The organism is Stenotrophomonas sp. ATCM1_4, from assembly GCF_004348115.1.
GTDB classification, from domain to species: domain Bacteria; phylum Pseudomonadota; class Gammaproteobacteria; order Xanthomonadales; family Xanthomonadaceae; genus Stenotrophomonas; species Stenotrophomonas capsici.
Genome location: NZ_QPFB01000001.1, coordinates 3,886,382 through 3,902,562, shown reverse-complemented (window position 1 = coordinate 3,902,562; position 16,181 = coordinate 3,886,382). Strand labels below are relative to the sequence as shown.

General features: G+C 68.6%; 19 protein-coding genes. 10 read left to right on the top strand and 9 right to left on the bottom strand.

Features of this window, described 5'->3' with window-relative positions; translation table 11 throughout:
* Positions 1 to 130: 130 nt before the first annotated feature.
* The gene (locus ATCM_RS17810; RefSeq protein ID WP_132865809.1) at positions 131 to 379 is read right to left on the bottom strand and encodes a DUF3297 family protein; all 249 of its coding nucleotides are present in this window, start codon (positions 377 to 379) and stop codon (positions 131 to 133) included.
* 129 nt (positions 380 to 508) lie between these two features.
* Between ATCM_RS17810 and ATCM_RS17805 the strand changes: the two genes are divergently transcribed.
* Positions 509 to 1,051: a hypothetical protein gene (locus ATCM_RS17805; RefSeq protein WP_132865808.1), complete on the top strand. Its 543-nt coding sequence runs from the start codon at positions 509 to 511 to the stop codon at positions 1,049 to 1,051.
* 22 nt (positions 1,052 to 1,073) lie between these two features.
* Here the strand turns inward: ATCM_RS17805 and ATCM_RS17800 are convergent, their stop codons facing one another.
* From ATCM_RS17800 to msrB, 5 genes are all read right to left on the bottom strand, one after another.
* On the bottom strand, positions 1,074 to 1,349 hold the full coding sequence (locus ATCM_RS17800; RefSeq protein WP_132865807.1) for a DUF4031 domain-containing protein: 276 nt from the start codon (positions 1,347 to 1,349) through the stop codon (positions 1,074 to 1,076).
* 14 nt (positions 1,350 to 1,363) lie between these two features.
* Complete coding sequence (locus tag ATCM_RS17795; RefSeq protein WP_132865806.1) at positions 1,364 to 1,840, bottom strand: hypothetical protein; 477 nt, start codon at positions 1,838 to 1,840, stop codon at positions 1,364 to 1,366.
* Between the two features lie 188 nt (positions 1,841 to 2,028).
* Positions 2,029 to 2,964 carry a flagellar motor protein MotB gene (gene motB, locus ATCM_RS17790; protein WP_132865805.1) on the bottom strand — a complete coding sequence of 312 codons (936 nt, stop codon included), beginning with the start codon at positions 2,962 to 2,964 and terminating at the stop codon, positions 2,029 to 2,031.
* Positions 2,965 to 2,974: 10 nt separating this feature from the next.
* The gene (gene motA, locus ATCM_RS17785) at positions 2,975 to 3,829 is read right to left on the bottom strand and encodes a flagellar motor stator protein MotA (RefSeq protein ID WP_132865804.1); all 855 of its coding nucleotides are present in this window, start codon (positions 3,827 to 3,829) and stop codon (positions 2,975 to 2,977) included.
* Positions 3,830 to 3,965: 136 nt separating this feature from the next.
* Positions 3,966 to 4,433: a peptide-methionine (R)-S-oxide reductase MsrB gene (msrB, locus tag ATCM_RS17780; protein ID WP_132865803.1), complete on the bottom strand. Its 468-nt coding sequence runs from the start codon at positions 4,431 to 4,433 to the stop codon at positions 3,966 to 3,968.
* Between the two features lie 102 nt (positions 4,434 to 4,535).
* Here msrB and ATCM_RS17775 point away from each other — a divergent pair, with 102 nt between their 5' ends.
* Positions 4,536 to 4,967: a classical arabinogalactan protein 4 gene (locus tag ATCM_RS17775; protein ID WP_132865802.1), complete on the top strand. Its 432-nt coding sequence runs from the start codon at positions 4,536 to 4,538 to the stop codon at positions 4,965 to 4,967.
* A gap of 160 nt (positions 4,968 to 5,127) precedes the next feature.
* Here ATCM_RS17775 and ATCM_RS17770 read toward each other — a convergent pair whose 3' ends face one another.
* The gene (locus ATCM_RS17770) at positions 5,128 to 5,607 is read right to left on the bottom strand and encodes a winged helix-turn-helix transcriptional regulator (protein WP_132865801.1); all 480 of its coding nucleotides are present in this window, start codon (positions 5,605 to 5,607) and stop codon (positions 5,128 to 5,130) included.
* A gap of 149 nt (positions 5,608 to 5,756) precedes the next feature.
* Here ATCM_RS17770 and ATCM_RS17765 point away from each other — a divergent pair, with 149 nt between their 5' ends.
* Both ATCM_RS17765 and alr read left to right on the top strand, forming a co-directional pair.
* Entirely contained in the window at positions 5,757 to 7,022 is a 1,266-nt protein-coding gene (locus tag ATCM_RS17765; protein WP_132865800.1) for a D-amino acid dehydrogenase, read from the top strand.
* Positions 7,022 to 8,098, top strand: a complete 1,077-nt coding sequence (gene alr / locus ATCM_RS17760; RefSeq protein ID WP_132865799.1) for an alanine racemase — start codon at positions 7,022 to 7,024, stop codon at positions 8,096 to 8,098. Before ATCM_RS17765 ends, alr begins: the two co-directional genes overlap by 1 nt.
* Before the next feature lie 72 nt (positions 8,099 to 8,170).
* Here alr and ATCM_RS17755 read toward each other — a convergent pair whose 3' ends face one another.
* Entirely contained in the window at positions 8,171 to 8,740 is a 570-nt protein-coding gene (locus ATCM_RS17755) for a DUF3016 domain-containing protein (protein ID WP_132865798.1), read from the bottom strand.
* A 258-nt stretch (positions 8,741 to 8,998) separates the two neighbouring features.
* Here ATCM_RS17755 and ATCM_RS17750 point away from each other — a divergent pair, with 258 nt between their 5' ends.
* The 5 genes from ATCM_RS17750 (at position 8,999) to ATCM_RS17730 (ending at position 13,810) form a co-directional block, all read left to right on the top strand.
* A complete protein-coding gene (locus ATCM_RS17750; protein WP_243694110.1) occupies positions 8,999 to 10,945 on the top strand; it encodes a PAS domain-containing hybrid sensor histidine kinase/response regulator in 1,947 nt (648 codons plus the stop codon).
* Between the two features lie 63 nt (positions 10,946 to 11,008).
* Positions 11,009 to 11,314 carry a DUF3247 family protein gene (locus ATCM_RS17745; protein WP_132865796.1) on the top strand — a complete coding sequence of 102 codons (306 nt, stop codon included), beginning with the start codon at positions 11,009 to 11,011 and terminating at the stop codon, positions 11,312 to 11,314.
* A gap of 62 nt (positions 11,315 to 11,376) precedes the next feature.
* Positions 11,377 to 12,432, top strand: a complete 1,056-nt coding sequence (locus tag ATCM_RS17740) for a class I SAM-dependent methyltransferase (RefSeq protein WP_132865795.1) — start codon at positions 11,377 to 11,379, stop codon at positions 12,430 to 12,432.
* The gene (locus ATCM_RS17735) at positions 12,429 to 13,136 is read left to right on the top strand and encodes a pseudouridine synthase (protein WP_132865794.1); all 708 of its coding nucleotides are present in this window, start codon (positions 12,429 to 12,431) and stop codon (positions 13,134 to 13,136) included. Before ATCM_RS17740 ends, ATCM_RS17735 begins: the two co-directional genes overlap by 4 nt.
* Before the next feature lie 5 nt (positions 13,137 to 13,141).
* Positions 13,142 to 13,810: an HAD family phosphatase gene (locus ATCM_RS17730; protein ID WP_132866229.1), complete on the top strand. Its 669-nt coding sequence runs from the start codon at positions 13,142 to 13,144 to the stop codon at positions 13,808 to 13,810.
* 101 nt (positions 13,811 to 13,911) lie between these two features.
* Here ATCM_RS17730 and ATCM_RS17725 read toward each other — a convergent pair whose 3' ends face one another.
* On the bottom strand, positions 13,912 to 14,481 hold the full coding sequence (locus ATCM_RS17725) for a DUF1415 domain-containing protein (RefSeq protein ID WP_132865793.1): 570 nt from the start codon (positions 14,479 to 14,481) through the stop codon (positions 13,912 to 13,914).
* A gap of 223 nt (positions 14,482 to 14,704) precedes the next feature.
* Here ATCM_RS17725 and ATCM_RS17720 point away from each other — a divergent pair, with 223 nt between their 5' ends.
* A complete protein-coding gene (locus ATCM_RS17720; RefSeq protein ID WP_132865792.1) occupies positions 14,705 to 16,168 on the top strand; it encodes a benzaldehyde dehydrogenase in 1,464 nt (487 codons plus the stop codon).
* Positions 16,169 to 16,181 lie beyond the last annotated feature (13 nt).

Sequence of the window (16,181 nt, the reverse complement as noted above, 5' to 3'; positions counted from 1 at the left end):
TCGTTGCGCGCACGCAGGGCCTGCAATTGCAGACGGCATCGGCTTCGCGGCCGAGGCCGCTCCTACCGGGGAATGCAGAAGGGCCGCGTGGGCGGCCCTTGCGTGTCCTGCCGAACCGGTGGTCCCGGTATCAGGCGTTCTTCAGTTCAAGGAAGTACGGTTCCACCGCGCCCTTGATCTTCAGCGTCATCGGGTTGCCGCGACGGTCGCGGGCCTTGCCGGCCTGCACGCGGATCCAGCCTTCGCTGACCGAATACTCCTCCACGTCATCGCGCTCGATGCCGTTGAAGCGGACGCCGACACCGCGCTCGAGGGCGGCGGCATCATGGAACGGGCTTTGCGGGTTGACCGCCAGGTGATCGGGAGGGGTATCGCTCATGGCACTGATTCATTGACGGCCACCGTGGCCATCTTCCGTGCCACAGGATAACCGCTGGGCGCGCGGACGGCTTCCGCCGCCGGGCGCGTGGCGGCAGAATGCGCGGCAAACACGCCGTGGAAGACTGCAATGCCCGACAACAGCGCCGATTACGAAGACGCCGACGAACTGCAACCCACCTTCGACGAGGATGACCATCCGGCGCGGGTCTGGAACCTGCTGTGGCTGATCAACCCCGGTGACGAGGACGCGGCGCTGCAGCAGTTCGATGCCTGGCGCGAAGCCCGTGCCGGCGCCGAGGACGATCCGTCCGATGAAAGCTGGCTGTGGGACCTGAAGGACGCCATCGACTGGCGCGCCGGCTTCTACGTGGACTGGAAGGACACCGATTCCTTCGTCGCGGCGCTGCAGGAGCTGGCCGCGCGCTGGAACCTGGGCATCGACTGGGGCGGCGACCTGGACGACGAGGATTTCGCCGAGGACCTGGATGTCCCGGCGCTGATGAGCATTGCCTACGACCGCCTGCGTGAGCACGGCTATTCGGTCTGGAACTGGAACACCGGTGGCGATGCCTATGCCGGCTGGATCGCGCTCAGCCGCGACGACGAGGCGATGATGGCGCTGTGTTCGTTGCTGGGCGTGGAAGTACGCCCGGGCAGCGACCCGTTCTGACCGATTCCGGCACTCGCCGTGCCTAGGGCTGGTACAGCGCCCGGGCGTTGGCGATCACCTGGCGCATCAGGGTGCGGTCGGTGTGGCGGGAAATCGGCTGCGCGCCCAGGGCGATGGCCTGCTCGCGCAGCGGCGCGGGCACGTCGTAGTGCACGCCGCTGGGCAGGTTCTGGAAGGCGCGGCGGGGAATCCCGAGCTGCTGCGCCAGCGCATGCAGCTCGGGCAGGGTGTCGGCCATCAGATGCGCCCAGCGTTCGCCACGCCAGGGATGTACCGCATCGTCGATATAGACCGTCACGATCGGCCCGGGGCTCAGGCCTTGGGCTGTTCGTCGGCGTCGGCCGTCGGTGCATCGGCCTGTTCGGCCGCTTCGCTGGCTTCGGCCACGTCCGTGGCTTCCTCGCCCTCGACGCCTTCGAATTCGGCGACCAGGCCGGCCAGGTAGTCGTCGGCGGTCTTGCCTTCGTCGGCGGCCAGGTCGTCGATCATCTGCTGCAGCTGCGCGGAGTATTCCAGCGTGACCTTGCGGCCTTCCTTCTCCTGCACGTTGGCCAGGTGCTTGAGCATGGCCAGCATCGGCACCGGGTTATCGGCATTGCCCATGGTCTGGCCGCCGATGGCCAGCAGCCATTCGTTGCCCTGCAGGCCAATGGCCGCCACGACCTGGCCTTCTTCATTGACCAGCACGGCGTGGTTCTGGATCTGCTGCTGGGCGTTCAGGCGGGCGAACGGGCGGCGTGGGGCCTGCTTCTTGCGCTTGTCGCGCTTGGCTTTGGACTGCTTGGACATGGGCTCGGTAGAGAAGGAAAACAGCGGCCATTGTAGGCGCCCGGGCCTGTTCCTGCCTTGATGGGCGCCCTTTGGGCCTCCCTCGTGCTCGCCTTCGTTGTGCAAAAGGGGGCAGAAATGGGGTGCGCGGGGATCGGCCGGAACCGCGTGGAATGCCCTCCCGCAGGCCCGGGATGCCCCCGGCCTCCTTACTCCACCGCAGGCGGCGTTACCACTGCCACCGGCGCCGCACCGGGCGCAGGCACCGGCAGCGACTCGGTCTCGTTCAGGGCGGCGGCCTCGGCTTCCTTGGTCATCACCACGATGCTGATGCGACGGTTGATCGGGTTCTGCGGGTTGGCCTTGTCGAACAGTACCGAAGAGGACAGGCCGACCACGCGGGCGACCTTGGCCTCGTCCATGCCGCCTTCGATCAGGATGCGGCGCGCGGCATTGGCACGGTCGGCGCTCAGTTCCCAGTTGCCATAACCCAGCTGCGTCGAATACGCGGTGGTGTCGGTGTGGCCGGTGATGCTGATGCGGTTGGGCACCTGGTTGATGAAGTGCGACAACTCCAGCAGGATCGACCGCGTGTAGGGCATCAGCCGCGCGCTGCCGAGGTCGAACATCGGCCGGTTCTGCTGGTCCACGATCTGGATGCGCAGGCCCTCGGGGGTGATGTCCAGCAGCAACTGGTCCTTGAACGGTTCCAGCGCCTGGCTCTTGCTGATCGCTTCCTGCAGGTCCTGCTTCAGCGCCTCCAGCCGTTGGCGTTCGCGCTCGCGTTCAGCCACCGGCGTCGGCACCGCTTCCTGCTTGTTCTGGAACGGGTCGTTGCTGTTGCCGCGCGAGATGTCGGTGGCACCGCCGAGCTTGATCATCGACGTGCTCGCACCGCCCGGCCCGGCCATGCCCGGGGCCGGCGTGCTGCTGGTGCCGCTCAACGGGCTGGGGTTGCGGAAGTACTCGGAAATGGCCGCACGCTCGGGCTTGCTGGTGCTGCCCATCAGCCACATCACCAGGAAGAAGGCCATCATCGCGGTGACGAAGTCGGCGTAGGCCACCTTCCAGGAGCCGCCGTGATGGCCGCCGCCCTGGACCTTCTTGACCCGGCGCACGATCACCGTGGGCTTGGTATCGCTCATCGTGGCTGCCTTACTTGACCGACTTCAGGTGCTGCTCGAACTCGCTGAAGCCCGGGCGCAGTGCCGAGGGCACGGTCTTGCGCGCGAACTCCAGCGCGATCTTTGGGTTGTAGCCGCGCAGGCAGGCCAGCAATGCGGTCTTGACCGACTCGTAGATGCGCGCGTCCTGTTCGGCGCGTGCTTCCACCGCCGCCGCCAGCGGGCCGATGAAGCCGTAGCCGAGCAGGATGCCGAGGAAGGTGCCGACCAGCGCGCCGGCCACGTGGGCGCCGACTTCCTTGATGTCACCGCCGATCGAACCCATGGTGATCACGATGCCCAGCACCGCGGCGACGATGCCGAAGCCGGGCAGGCCATCGGCCACCTTGTTGAGCACGTGCGCCGGCTCGATGGCCTCGTGGTGGTGTTTTTCCAGCTCCAGTTCCAGCAGTGGCTCGAGCTCGTGCGGCTCGATGTTGGAGCCGATCATCAGGCGCAGGCAGTCGGTGATGAAGTCCATCAGGTGGTGGTCGGCCAGCACCTTGGGGTAGTTGGCGAACACCGGGCTTTCCTGCGGTCGCTCGACGTGGTCCTCCAGCGCCATGAAGCCTTCGCGGCGGGCCTTGTTGAGCAGTTCGTACAGCAGGCTGAGCACGTCCAGGTAGTCCTGGCGCTTGTACTGCGGCCCCTTGAAGACGCCGACCACGGCCTTGAGCGTCTGCTTGACGGTCTTGACCGGCGTGCCGACCAGGAACGCGCCCAGCGCTGCGCCGCCGATGATGACCAGCTCGTAAGGCTGCCACAACGCGCCCAGGCGGCCGTGCGCGCCGACGTAGCCGCCGAGCACGCTGATGATGACGATGAGCAGGCCAACGAGGATGAGCATGGTGCGGGCACGGGGAAGGGGATATCCCGTTGTCGGCACGCTCGCCGGATTCTGTAGGCGCGGCCTTGGCCGCGACGCAGGGCGTGCGTGCAGGCGGCCAGGCGCCGCCATGCCCGGCATCGCTCGGCGCGATGGCTCAGCGCGCCGGTTCGGCCTCGGCGCCGCCGCGCTGCAACGGGTCGGGGTAGGGCTGGCCCTGGTCGACGAAGCCCAGCGACACCGAGTTCAGGCAGTGCCGCTCGAAGGTCGGCGGCGGGCCGTCCGGGAACACATGGCCCAGGTGGCTGCCGCAGCGGGCGCAGACGATCTCGGTGCGCACCATGCCGTGGCTGGTATCGCGGATCTCGCCGACATGGGCCGGGTCGAACGGGGCGAAGAAGCTGGGCCAGCCGGTGCCGGAGTCGAACTTGGTGCTGGAGCGGAACAACGGCAGCGCGCACAGCCGGCAGCAGTAGACGCCCTCGCGCTTGTTGTCCAGGAACACGCCGCAGAACGGCGCCTCGGTGCCGTGCTGCAGCAGTACGCGCTTTTCCTCCTCGCTCAGGCCAGCGATGAGGGCATCACGTTGTGCAGTGCTGGGGGGTGTCAGGTCGAAGGCGGTCATGGCGAGGAATCCGTGGGGCAGGGAACCATGGTGGTGGCCGGTTCATCGCCATGCAAGTCGAATGGGTGCATGCTTCGAGCCGGATACAGACAGGGACGGGTGATGTTCCGCACGACCACGGTATTGCTTGTCGCATTGCTCCTGCCGGTGACGGCGCTGGCCCAGTTGCAGGCCCCGGCCTCGCCGACCGCCACGCGGCCGGTGAGCCTTCCGGGTTCGCCACCGCCGACCTCACCGACGGCCACCCGCCCGTCGAGCGTGCCGCCGCCTACCCGCGACGACGCGCAGCGCGAGGACCCGCAACCGCGGGTGCCACCGCCGCCACGACCGACCAAGCCGCCGATCAAGCCGGTGACCCCGCCACCGCCGATGCGCCCGATCTACGACAGCAAGGGCCAGCGGGTCGAAGGCATGCGCCAGGCCGGGCCGAACCGGGTCTTCGACCCGCGGACGGGGCGATACCACACCACCGAGCCGAGCGGCGTCGGCCAGCGCATCGTGCCGCCGCCGGCCGGAGCCAAGCCGCAGAGGTGACGTGTGTTTTCCATGCGTGAATGGGCCTCTCCCCAGCCCTCCCCTTTGCTGCACGAAAGGGAGCGGGCGGACGCACGGCGCTCCCGCTCCCTGCAGCGCGCCTGACTGCGCCGCCCTTGCGACGAAGGCGTAGGCGAGGGGGACTCCTGCCGTCGGCCACTCACTCATCAATCGGCAGCGACAAGGTCTCCTTCACCTCTTCCATCACGATGTAGCTCTTGGATTCGCGCACGTGCGGCATGGTCAGCAGGGTGCTGCCCAGCAGCTTGCGGTAGGAGGCCATTTCGTTGATGCGGGCCTTGAGCAGGTAGTCGAAGTCGCCCGATACCAGGTGGCACTCCAGCACGTTGGGCAGCTTGAGCGCGGCGCGGCGGAACTCCTCGAAGATGTCGCCGGACTTGTAGGCCAGGCTGATCTCCACGAACACCAGCAGGCTGGCCTTCACGAACTGTGGATCGAGCCGGGCGTAGTACCCGGTGATCACCCCTTCGCGTTCCAGGCGGCGCACCCGGTCGGTGCAGGGCGTGGTCGACAGCCCCACCCGTTCGCCCAGTTCGGTGAAGGAAATACGGCCTTCCTGCTGCAGGATGCGCAGGATCCTGCGGTCGATCTTGTCCAGTTCGCGGCTGCGGGTGGCCATCGGGATTCTGCTTTTGATGAACGAAACAAGAAATTACCCTGCATCTGCCAATCAATACAGGGAAAAGTTCTGGAAGGACCTGAATATACTGCGCCGTTTCCAGTGCCTGCCCACTCCCGGGCAGGGAATGATCGGGTCAGGAGAGGGCAATGCGAGTTCTGGTGCTTGGCAGCGGTGTGATCGGCACGACTAGTGCCTGGTATCTGCGGCAGGCCGGCTATGACGTCACCGTGGTCGACCGGCAGCCGGGCCCGGCGCTGGAAACCAGCTTTGCCAACGCCGGTCAGCTGTCCTTTGGCTACACCTCGCCCTGGGCTGCCCCGGGCGTGCCGTTCAAGGCCATCAAGTGGCTGTTCGAGGAACACGCGCCGCTGGCGATCCGCCCCACCGCCGACCTGAACCAGTACCGCTGGCTGTGGCAGATGCTGCGCAACTGCACCGCGGCCCGTTACGCGGTGAACAAGGCGCGCATGGTGCGGGTGTCCGACTACAGCCGCGACTGCATCAACGAACTGCGCGCGGCCACTGGCATCGACTATGAAGGCCGCCAGCTCGGCACCACCCAGCTGTTCCGCACCCAGCAGCAGCTCGACGCCGCCGCCCAGGACATCGAGGTGCTGCGCCAGTACGGCGTGCCGTACGAGGTGCTGGACCGCCAGGGCATCGCCCGTGTGGAACCGGCGCTGGCCAGCAAGACCGACCTGCTGGTCGGCGCGCTGCGGCTGCCCGAGGACCAGACCGGCGACTGCCAGCTGTTCACCCGCAAGCTGGCGGCGCTGGCCGCCGATGCGGGCGTGGAGTTCCGCTTCGACCAGGACATCAGCGCGATCCAGGGCGACGGCGACCGCATCACCGGTGTGCGCGTCAACGGCGCGCTGGAAACCGCCGACCAGTACGTGCTGGCGCTGGGCAGTTACTCGCCGCAGCTGCTGGCGCCGCTGGGGATGCGCCTGCCGGTCTACCCGCTGAAGGGTTATTCGCTGACCCTGCCCATCACCGATGCGGCGATGGCACCGAACTCGACCATCCTGGACGAGAGCTACAAGATCGCCATCACCCGCTTCGAGGACCGCATCCGCGTCGGCGGCATGGCCGAGGTGGCCGGCTTCGACCTGTCGCTGGAGGCGCGTCGCCGCGCCACGCTGGAGAAGGTGGTCAACGACCTGTACCCGCAGGGTGGCGACCTGTCCAAGGCCACGTTCTGGACCGGCCTGCGCCCGGCCACGCCGGACGGCACCCCGGTGATCGGCGCCACGCCGTACCGCAACCTGTTCCTCAACACCGGCCACGGCACGCTGGGTTGGACCATGGCCGCCGGCTCGGGCCGTTACCTGGCCGACCTGATGAGCGGCAGGACGCCGCAGATCAGCAGCGAAGGCCTGGACATCTTCCGCTACGGCAAGGGACAGCACTGATGCGCCCGGCACAGGCACTGATCGACCTGGAGGCGTTGCGCCATAACTACCGGCTGGCCCGCCAGTTGGGGGGCGGCAAGGCCTTGGCGATCATCAAGGCCGACGCCTACGGCCACGGTGCGGTGACCTGCGCACGCGCGCTGCAGGACGAGGCCGACGGTTTCGGCGTGGCCTGCATCGAGGAAGCGCTGGAGCTGCGCCAGGCCGGCATCCGCGGGCCGATCCTGCTGATGGAAGGCTTCTTCGATGCGGCCGAGTTGCCGCTGATCGTCGAGCATGACCTGTGGACGGTGGTGTCCTCGTCGTGGCAGCTGGAGGCGGTGGAAGCCTTCCGCACCGATGCCACGCTGCGCATCTGGCTGAAGCTGGACAGCGGCATGCACCGGCTGGGGTTGTCGCCGGATCAGTTCCGCGATGCGCACGCGCGCCTGAGCGCGCTGCCCACCGTGGGACCGCTGGTGATGATGAGCCACCTGGCGCGCGCCGACGAACTGGACAGCAACCGAACCCGCGAGCAGTTGGACGTGTTCCAGCACGCCATCGCCGGCCTGGCCGGCGAGACCAGCCTGTGCAATTCGCCGGCGCTGCTGGGCTGGCCGGACGTGCGCAGCGACTGGGTGCGCCCGGGCCTGATGCTGTACGGCGCCGATCCGCTGTACCCGCAGCCCAGCCCGCACGCGGCGCAGTTGCGCCCGGTGATGACGTTGCAGTCGCGGGTCATCGCGGTGCGCGAGCTGGGTGTCGGTGAGCCGCTGGGCTATGGCGCGCGGTTCATCGCCCAGCGCCCGACCCGCGTCGGCGTGGTGGCGATGGGCTATGCCGATGGCTACCCGCAGTTCGCGCCCAATGGCACGCCGGTGTTGATCGATGGCGTGCCCGGTCAACTGATCGGCCGCGTGTCGATGGACATGCTCACCATCGACCTCACCGACCACCCGCAGGCGGGCCACGGCAGCATCGTGCAGCTGTGGGGCAATGCGCCGACCATTTCCGAGCTGGCCCCGCGCTGCAACACCAGCGCCTATCGCTTGCCGTGCAGCCTCAAGCGCACCCCGCGCGTCTACCTGGGCGAGTAAGCCGCGCCGCCGGCCACCCATGCAGAAGGGCCGCATGCGCGGCCCTTCCTGGTAATGCCCGTTCGGGTGGAATTACAGCCCGGCGGTCTTGCGTTCCGGTTGCAGCTCGCGGCGCAGCCAATCGTCGAGCAGGCGCTTCTCGTAACGCAGCGGATCGGTGTTGCTGGGCAGGCTGCTGTTGAACAGGTAGCCGGTGTCCGACAGCCGACGCTCGCCCTGGTCGATCACCTGGCCGTTGGCATCGGTCAGGGTGAACTGCAGGTTGATGCGTGGCGGGTAGATGTCACGCAGGAAGCGCACGTCGTCCATCTGCGGCCCATGCCACGGCTCGTAGTCACCGGCACGCTTGATGTCGGTGATGGTCACGTCCAGCTTCTGTCCTTCGGGCAGGCGCTTGTCGGCCTGCTTGCGCAGGTGTTCGGCCAGGGTCACCACCCAGTCACCGCGCTGGGCCTCCCAGCGGTTGCGGCTGGTGCGCAGCTCGGTGAACTGGGCCGGGTCGGTCCACTGCACCTGCACCGTACCTTCGGTGGGCAGGGCACGCGGGGCCTCCGGGTCGGACACGTTGCGCGGCTTGGCATGGGCACCGGCAACCGCCAGCAGGCAGGCCAGGCCAAGTCCGGTGACGGTCAGGGTTCTCATGGCACGTACTCCGGTGGGTTGGGATGGGCCAAGTGTGATCGGGGTTGGGAGAGCCGGCAATGAACGCTGTCAACCTGCCAGCCCCGGATTGCGTGATGGTTCATCATCACGTCCTGTGGATCGCCCGCTGCGCAGACTGCAGCAGCGCCGCCGCCAGCCCGAGTACGCCCCCCGAACGCCCCGCCGATGCTCCCCTTCGACCACGAAATCCGCCGCCCGCTTCCCAACCTGCCTGACCTGGACCTGGAGAATGCCTCCCTGTACCGGGAGGTGTTCGATGCGGTGGGAACCGGCTTCTGCGTGATCGAGCTGCTGTTCGAGAATGAGGAGGCCGTCGATTTCCGTTACCTGAAGGTCAACCGCGCGTTCGAGCGCATCACCGGCCTGGCCGAGGTGACCGGCCGGCGCGTGCGTGAGGTGCTGCCGGGGGTGGAGCCGTACTGGTTCCAGTTGTTCGGCCACGTGGTGCGTGAAGGGCGGATGGTGCAGTTCGAGCGCGAGGTGCGCGAGCTCGGCCGCTGGTACTCGGTGGAGGCCGTGCGCGTCGGTGCGCCGGAGCAATGCCGGGTGGCGATGCTGTTCTTCGACATCTCCGAGGCCAAGCGGGTGGAAATCGAGCTTGCCGAAAGCGAGGCGCGCTTCAGCGCGCTGGCCGACGGCCTGCCGATGCCGGTCTGGGTGCTGGATGACCTGGGCCAGGTACGTTTCGTCAACGCCGCCTTCGGCACCTACTTCGGCCTGGCCCCGGACGTGGACATCGGCCCCGGGCATTGGCAGAAGCTGCTGCATCCCGACGACCTGGCGCCGTTCGGGTACGAACTCGAAGCGGCCCTGGCCGAGCGCCGCGAGCTGCACATGAGCGTGCGCGTGCGCCGCCACGACGGGCAATGGCGCTGGCTGGAGATGAATGCCGTGCCGCGATTCTCCCCGGACGGCCGCTTCATCGGCCTGGCCGGCAACAGCCCGGACGTCACCGAGCGCCGCGAGATCGACATGGCGCGCGAGGAACTGCTCGCCGCCGAGCGTGCCGCACGCAACGCCGCCGAAGGCACCGCGCGGATGAAGGATGAATTCCTGGCCACGCTGTCGCATGAACTGCGCACGCCGTTGACCACGGTGCTGGGCTGGAGCGAGCTGCTGCTGCAGCGCATGGACGCCGACCACCCGATGCGCAAGGGGCTGGAGGTGATCGCCAGCAGCGCGATGACGCAGAAGCACCTGATGTCGGACATGCTCGACCTGAGCAGCATGCTGCTGGGCAAGGTGCAGCTGGAGGTGGAGGTGCTGGACCTGGCCGAGCAGGTGCGCGACACCGTCCGCGCGCAGGAACTGGTGGCCGAAGGCAAGGCGCAGGAGCTGACCCTGTCGCTGCCCGAGCACCCCTGCCAGGTGCTGGGCGATGCCACCCGCATCCGCCAGATCCTCTCCAACCTGCTCTCCAACGCGATCAAGTTCACCGCCGTCGAAGGCCATATCCACATCCGCGTGCTGCGCGACGGCGAGCATTACGAAGTACGGGTCAGCGACGACGGCGACGGCATCGCGCCGGAGTTCCTGCAGCAGCTGTTCAGCCGCTTCAGCCAGGCCGATGGCACCACCACCCGGCGCCATGGCGGGCTCGGGCTGGGCTTGGCCATCGTCCAGCAGCTGACCGAACTGCATGGCGGCACGGTGTCGGCCGAGAGTGCCGGCGAGGGCCGGGGGGCCACCTTCCGGCTGCGGCTGCCGGTCCATCGCGCCCGCGAGGCGGACGGGCGACCGCGGCGCAAGGTGCAGCGTGGCCCGATCGGCGCACAGGTGGTGGCCGCGCACGCGCTGGCCGGGCTGCGCATGCTCGCGGTCGAGGACCAGCCGGACATGCTGGTCTACCTCAAGCGCCTGCTGGAGGAGCAGGGTGCTTCGGTGGTGGCCGTCAGCAGCGCCGCCGAAGCGCTGGAACTGCTGGGCATGGGTGGCCACGCGGCCTTCGATGTGCTGATCAGCGACATCGGCATGCCCGGCATGGACGGCTACGGGCTGGTCACCACCCTGCGCGAGACGCTGGGCATCGGCGGGGCCGAACTGCCGGCGGTGGCGGTGACCGCGCTGGCCCGCGAGGACGACCGGCGCCGTGCGTTCTCGGCCGGCTTCCAGGGCCATATCGCCAAGCCGTACAGCGTGGCCCAGCTGGTGGGCGCCATCCGCGATGCCCGCTTGCCGCGCTGAATCTTTGCGCCGGTTTCACGCGCCGCCCCGCTAATGTGATGGCGAGCACTCTTGGACGCTCGCATGGCCCTCTACGCGCCCCACGTCTATTCCGACCCGCTGACCATTGCCGCGCTTGAAACCCTGGCGGGGGAACTGCCGGGGCAGGCGCGGGTGATGCTGGTGCTCAAGGACGGCAGCCGGGTCGCCGGCACGGTGGTGATGCGGCCTTGCCTGCAGCACTTTTCCGACCCGGCCGAGCAGGCCGGGGTCAACGCCATGGTGCGCCTGGACGACCTGGCGCGGATCTCCCAGCAGCACGTGATCTGGCTGGACAGCGTCCGCCAGGTGCTGCGGCTGGGCGAGCCGGGGCCGGGCGAGGTCCTGTAGCGTTGCGGTGGGCCGGGGCCAAGCCCCGGTAGAATGGACGGCCCGTTCCAAGAAGTACCGGCATGCCCGCCCTGCAAGACGCCCCGCTGCAAACCCTGTTCCTGCCCTTTTCCCATGCCGGCCTGCGTTGGCCGGCCGGCCCGGTGTTGTTCCTGCGCGCCCGCGATGGCTGGCCGCTGCGCGAGCACGCCGCGCCGGGGCAACTGGTCTGCGCGCAGAGCTTCCGCCCGTTCGCCGACGCGCTGGGGCGCAGTGGCTGGCAGGTGGTGGACGAGGACGCGCTGGACGCCGACGACACGCGTTATGCGCTGGTGCTGGTGCTGCCGCCGCGCCAGCGTGATGAGGCCCGCGCGCTGTTCGCCCGTGCGCTGTCGTCGTTGGCGCCGGGCGGCATCGTGGTTGCCTGCCAGTCCAACAACGAGGGCGCGCGCTCGGGTGAGAGCGACCTGCAGCAGCTGGCCGGGCTGGGCGGCAAGTTGACCAAGAACCACTGCCGCACCTACTGGACCGCGCCGGCCGATGGCCGTCACGACGAAGCCCTGCGCAAGCGCTGGGCGGCACTGGACGCGCCGCGCGGCATCGTCGATGGGCGCTTCCAGAGCCGGCCCGGCGTGTTCGCCTGGGACCGCATCGACCCGGCCTCGGCGCTGCTGGTTGAACAGCTGCCGGCCGACCTGGCCGGGCGTGGCGCCGACCTCGGCGCCGGCTGGGGGTATCTGTCGGCCGAAGTGCTGGCACGCTGCCCCAAGGTCACCGCGCTGGACCTGTACGAAGCCGAATCACGCGCGCTGGCGCTGGCCCGCCGCAACCTGGCCGGCAGCAACGCCAAGCTGGACTTCCGCTGGCATGACGTCACCGCCGGCATCGACGGCCGCTATGACTTCGTCGTTTCCAACCCGCCATTCCACACCCCGGCGCGCGAAGACCGCCCCGATATCGGCCAGCGCTTCATCGCCGTGGCCGCGCAGGCACTGCGCCCGGGCGGGCAGCTGTTCATGGTGGCCAACCGCCACCTGCCGTACGAGCAGATCCTCAACGAGAGCTTCGGCCAGGTGCGCGTGGCGGCCGAGCGCGACGGCTTCAAGGTGATCGTCGGCACCCGCGGGGGCCGCGCATGAAGCTGGTCAAGCACATCGCCAACCTCGGCTACGGCAGCCGCAAGCAGGTGCAGGGGATGTTCCGCGAAGGCCGCATCACCGACGCCGACGGCGAGGTGCTGTATGCCGACGACAAGGTTGAGCACGACGCCATCCGCGTCGACGGCGAACCGCTGGACCCGCCGCCCGGGCTGGCGCTGATGCTGTACAAGCCGACCGGCTACACCTGCTCGACCAAGGACCAGGGGCGGTTGGTCTACGACCTGCTGCCCGAGCGTTTCCGCGACCGCGACCCGGTGCTGTCCAGCGTCGGCCGCCTCGACCGCGATACCTCCGGCCTGCTGCTGATGACCGACGACGGCCAGCTGCTGCACCGCATCGTTTCGCCCAAGGCACGCCTGGACAAGGTCTACGTCGCCGAGCTGGCGCAGGACCTGCGCGGTGACGAGGCGGCGCAGTTCGCCAGCGGCACGCTGCTGCTGGAATCGGACGACAAGCCGCTGCTGCCGGCCGAACTGGAGGTGCTGGGCCCGCGCCAGGTGCGCCTGACCCTGCACGAAGGCCGCTACCACCAGGTGCGGCGCATGTTCGCCGCGGTCGGCAACCACGTGCAGGCGCTGCAGCGGGTGCGCATTGGCGGCCTGGACCTGGGCCAGTTGCAGCCGGGGCAATGGCGGCAACTGCAGGCCGCCGATCTTCAGACGCTGTTCGGAGCGGCCCAGTGAACCTGATGACGGGGCTGCCGGCACGTCCGCAGGCGGTGATCTTCGACATGGACGGGCTGATGCTGGACAGCGAACGCGCGCTGCTCGGTTGCCTTGAACAGACTGCGCGCGCGCATGGCTACGAGGTGCCGCGCGCGTTGCTGCTGTCGCTGGTGGGCTCGGCCGATGCGGTTACCCGCCGCAGGCTGGGCGATGCACTGGGCGTGGAGCGCACCGACGCGCTGCTGGCCGATTCCTATGCCCGTTACGACGGCATCGTCGAAGCCGGCGTGCCGTTGCGCCCGGGCATCCTCGAACTGCTGGAGCTGCTGGACGCGCACCAGGTGCCGCGCGCGGTCGCCACCGCCACCCGCACGCCGTTGGCGCAGCGCAAACTGGAAGCGGCTGGCCTGTTGGCGTATTTCCAGGCCGTGGCCACCAGCACCGAAGTGGCCCATTCCAAGCCGGCACCGGACATCTACCTGCTCGCCGCGGCGCGGCTGGGCGTGGCGCCGCAGCATTGCCTGGCGCTGGAAGATTCGCCGACCGGCGTGCGCGCGGCGCTGGCGGCGGGCATGACCACCATCCAGATTCCCGACCTGCTCGAGCCGGACGACGACGTCCGCGCGCTGGGCCACCGCATCACCGGCTCGCTGCACGACGTGCACCAGATGCTGCAACCCTGGCTGGGCTGAACCCGGCCAGGTTCCCTCACGGCAGCGCGGGCAAGCGGTTCGCCCGGTGACCCTCCCGCAGGCCGGGATGCAATCCCGGCGCCATGCGCCGCACGTGGGTTTCAGTGCGGCTTTTCGCCCGACAACAACCGCTCCCAGCCGTCCACGCCCAGCTTGTCCAGCGTGGCGATGTTGCGTTCCACGATCACGTCCGGGTCGGGGAAGGCCGCCACCGCGCGCTCCACGCTGTCTTCGCGCAGCAGGTGCAGGATCGGGTAGGGCGCGCGGTTGGTGTAGTTGCTCACGTCGTCCGGGGCCACGCCCTCGAACTGGTACTGCGGATGGAAGCTGGCCACCTGCAGGATGCCCGGCAGGTCCAGCGCTTCCAGCACCGCGTCGGTGTTGTCGAGGAAGTCGTTGTACTCCAGGAAATCGGTCAGCACGTCCGGATGGATGATCAGCGTCGTGTCGATCTGCTCGGCCGGGGTGTCGCGCAGCAGCACCAGCTCCTCGGCGAGCTCTTCCAGCAGGGCCTCGGGCGTGGTCGCATCGCTGAGCACGAAGCGCACCTGCTGCTTGACGTACACCGCCTTGGCGAACGGGCACAGGTTCAGGCCGATCACCGCCTTCTCCAGCCAGTTCCGGGTAACGGCGATGGGATCGGGGGCAAGGTGGTCGGCGAAGTCGGTCATGGCAGGCCCTTTGGGCTGGCTGGGGGGCCGATTGTAGAGGTTCCAACACGCCTGCTGTCCCTTGATGAGACCGGGTACAGCGCCGGCTGTCCCGTAATGAAACACCCGCAAGTCCCGCAATGACGGCCTGCGCGGGCGTCTGCGTGATTGTCGGGCACGGCTAATAGCCAACGCCGGGGTGGGGGTATCCAATGCATCGCAAGCGATGCGTGGAGTGTGTGTGATGAGCGTACAGACCTTCCTGCCGGCCGCACTCTGGTCAGGCAAGCAGTTCGTCGGGCAGTGGCAGGACGGACGCATCCTGCGCGAGGTACGCGAGCCGGCGACCGGGCGTGCCCTGGGCCAGGTGGCGATGGCCTCGCCCGAGCAGATCGCCGCGTCGGCGGCGCGGGCCGTGCACGTGCAGCGTGCATGGGCCAATGCCGGGCACGAAGTGCGCGCACGTGTGCTGCGTCGTGCCGCCGTGCTGGCCGAAACCCATTCCGGCGAGATCGTTGACTGGCTGGTGCGCGAGGGCGGGTCGACGCGGCTCAAGGCCGGTTCCGAGCTGAAGGTGGTTGTCCGCGTGCTGCACGAGGCGACGGCATTGCCCTCCCGTGCCGTTGGCGAGGTACTGCCATCGCAGCCGGGGCGGTTGAGCCTGGCGCGGCGGCGCCCGCTGGGCGTGGTCGGGGTGATCTCGCCGTTCAACTTCCCGCTGTACCTGGCCCTGCGCGCGGTCGCGCCGGCCTTGGCGCTGGGCAATGCGGTGGTGCTCAAGCCGGACCCGCGCACCGCCGTGTGCGGTGGGCTGGTGATCGCCCGCCTGTTCGAACTGGCCGGCCTGCCGGAAGGCGTGCTGCATGTCCTGCCCGGGGACGGCGCCGCCGGTGCGGCGCTCTGCCGCGACCCGCACGTGCGGATGATCCAGTTCACCGGGTCCACCGCCGCCGGGCGCAAGGTCGGCGAAACCGCGGGCCAGCACCTGAAGAAGGTGTCGCTGGAACTGGGCGGGAAGAACACGCTGATCATCCTGGATGACGCCGACATCGACTTGGCCGTGGCCAACACCGCCTGGGGTACGTACCTGCACCAGGGCCAGATCTGCATGGCGACCGGGCGCGTGCTGGTGCAGCGTGGCCTGTACGCGGCGTTCGTGGAAAAGCTGGTGGCCAGGGCAAAGCAGCTGAAGGTGGGTGACCCCGCGCAGGAGGACGTCGCACTGGGGCCGCTGATCAATGCGCAGCAACGCGACCACGCCATCGGCATCGTCAACGCCGCGCGCGCGGCCGGCGCCACGCTGGCGGCCGGCGGTACGTTCCGCGACCTGTTCTTCGCGCCGACCGTGTTGGCCAACGTGGGCCGTGACAATCCCGCGTTCGGCGAGGAGATCTTCGGCCCGGTGGCAGTGGTGGTGCCCTTCGACAGTGACGATGAAGCGGTCGAACTGGCCAATGACACGCCCTACGGCCTGTCGATGGGCGTGATCACCGCCAACGTCGGGCGTGCCTTGAAGCTCGGCGAGCGCCTGCATGCCGGCCTGTTGCACATCAACGACCAGACCGTGAACGACGAGGTGCTCAACCCGTTCGGTGGCGTGGGCATCTCGGGCAACGGCACCAGCATTGGTGGCCCGGCCAACCTCGACGAGTTCACCCAGTGGCAGTGGCTGACGATCAAGGCCGATGCCCCTGCCTACCCGCTGTAAGCCAGGAGACCGG

Bases quoted from the DNA above. Each gene is read 5' to 3' on its own strand.
- ATCM_RS17810 (WP_132865809.1), bottom strand. From the start codon at position 379: ATGAGCGATACCCCTCCCGATCACCTGGCGGTCAACCCGCAAAGCCCG.
- ATCM_RS17805 (WP_132865808.1), top strand. From the start codon at position 509: ATGCCCGACAACAGCGCCGATTACGAAGACGCCGACGAACTGCAACCC.
- ATCM_RS17795 (WP_132865806.1), bottom strand. From the start codon at position 1,840: ATGTCCAAGCAGTCCAAAGCCAAGCGCGACAAGCGCAAGAAGCAGGCC.
- motB (WP_132865805.1), bottom strand. From the start codon at position 2,964: ATGAGCGATACCAAGCCCACGGTGATCGTGCGCCGGGTCAAGAAGGTC.
- motA (WP_132865804.1), bottom strand. From the start codon at position 3,829: ATGCTCATCCTCGTTGGCCTGCTCATCGTCATCATCAGCGTGCTCGGC.
- msrB (WP_132865803.1), bottom strand. From the start codon at position 4,433: ATGACCGCCTTCGACCTGACACCCCCCAGCACTGCACAACGTGATGCC.
- ATCM_RS17775 (WP_132865802.1), top strand. From the start codon at position 4,536: ATGTTCCGCACGACCACGGTATTGCTTGTCGCATTGCTCCTGCCGGTG.
- ATCM_RS17770 (WP_132865801.1), bottom strand. From the start codon at position 5,607: ATGGCCACCCGCAGCCGCGAACTGGACAAGATCGACCGCAGGATCCTG.
- ATCM_RS17765 (WP_132865800.1), top strand. From the start codon at position 5,757: ATGCGAGTTCTGGTGCTTGGCAGCGGTGTGATCGGCACGACTAGTGCC.
- alr (WP_132865799.1), top strand. From the start codon at position 7,022: ATGCGCCCGGCACAGGCACTGATCGACCTGGAGGCGTTGCGCCATAAC.
- ATCM_RS17755 (WP_132865798.1), bottom strand. From the start codon at position 8,740: ATGAGAACCCTGACCGTCACCGGACTTGGCCTGGCCTGCCTGCTGGCG.
- ATCM_RS17745 (WP_132865796.1), top strand. From the start codon at position 11,009: ATGGCCCTCTACGCGCCCCACGTCTATTCCGACCCGCTGACCATTGCC.
- ATCM_RS17740 (WP_132865795.1), top strand. From the start codon at position 11,377: ATGCCCGCCCTGCAAGACGCCCCGCTGCAAACCCTGTTCCTGCCCTTT.
- ATCM_RS17735 (WP_132865794.1), top strand. From the start codon at position 12,429: ATGAAGCTGGTCAAGCACATCGCCAACCTCGGCTACGGCAGCCGCAAG.
- ATCM_RS17730 (WP_132866229.1), top strand. From the start codon at position 13,142: ATGACGGGGCTGCCGGCACGTCCGCAGGCGGTGATCTTCGACATGGAC.
- ATCM_RS17725 (WP_132865793.1), bottom strand. From the start codon at position 14,481: ATGACCGACTTCGCCGACCACCTTGCCCCCGATCCCATCGCCGTTACC.
- ATCM_RS17720 (WP_132865792.1), top strand. From the start codon at position 14,705: ATGAGCGTACAGACCTTCCTGCCGGCCGCACTCTGGTCAGGCAAGCAG.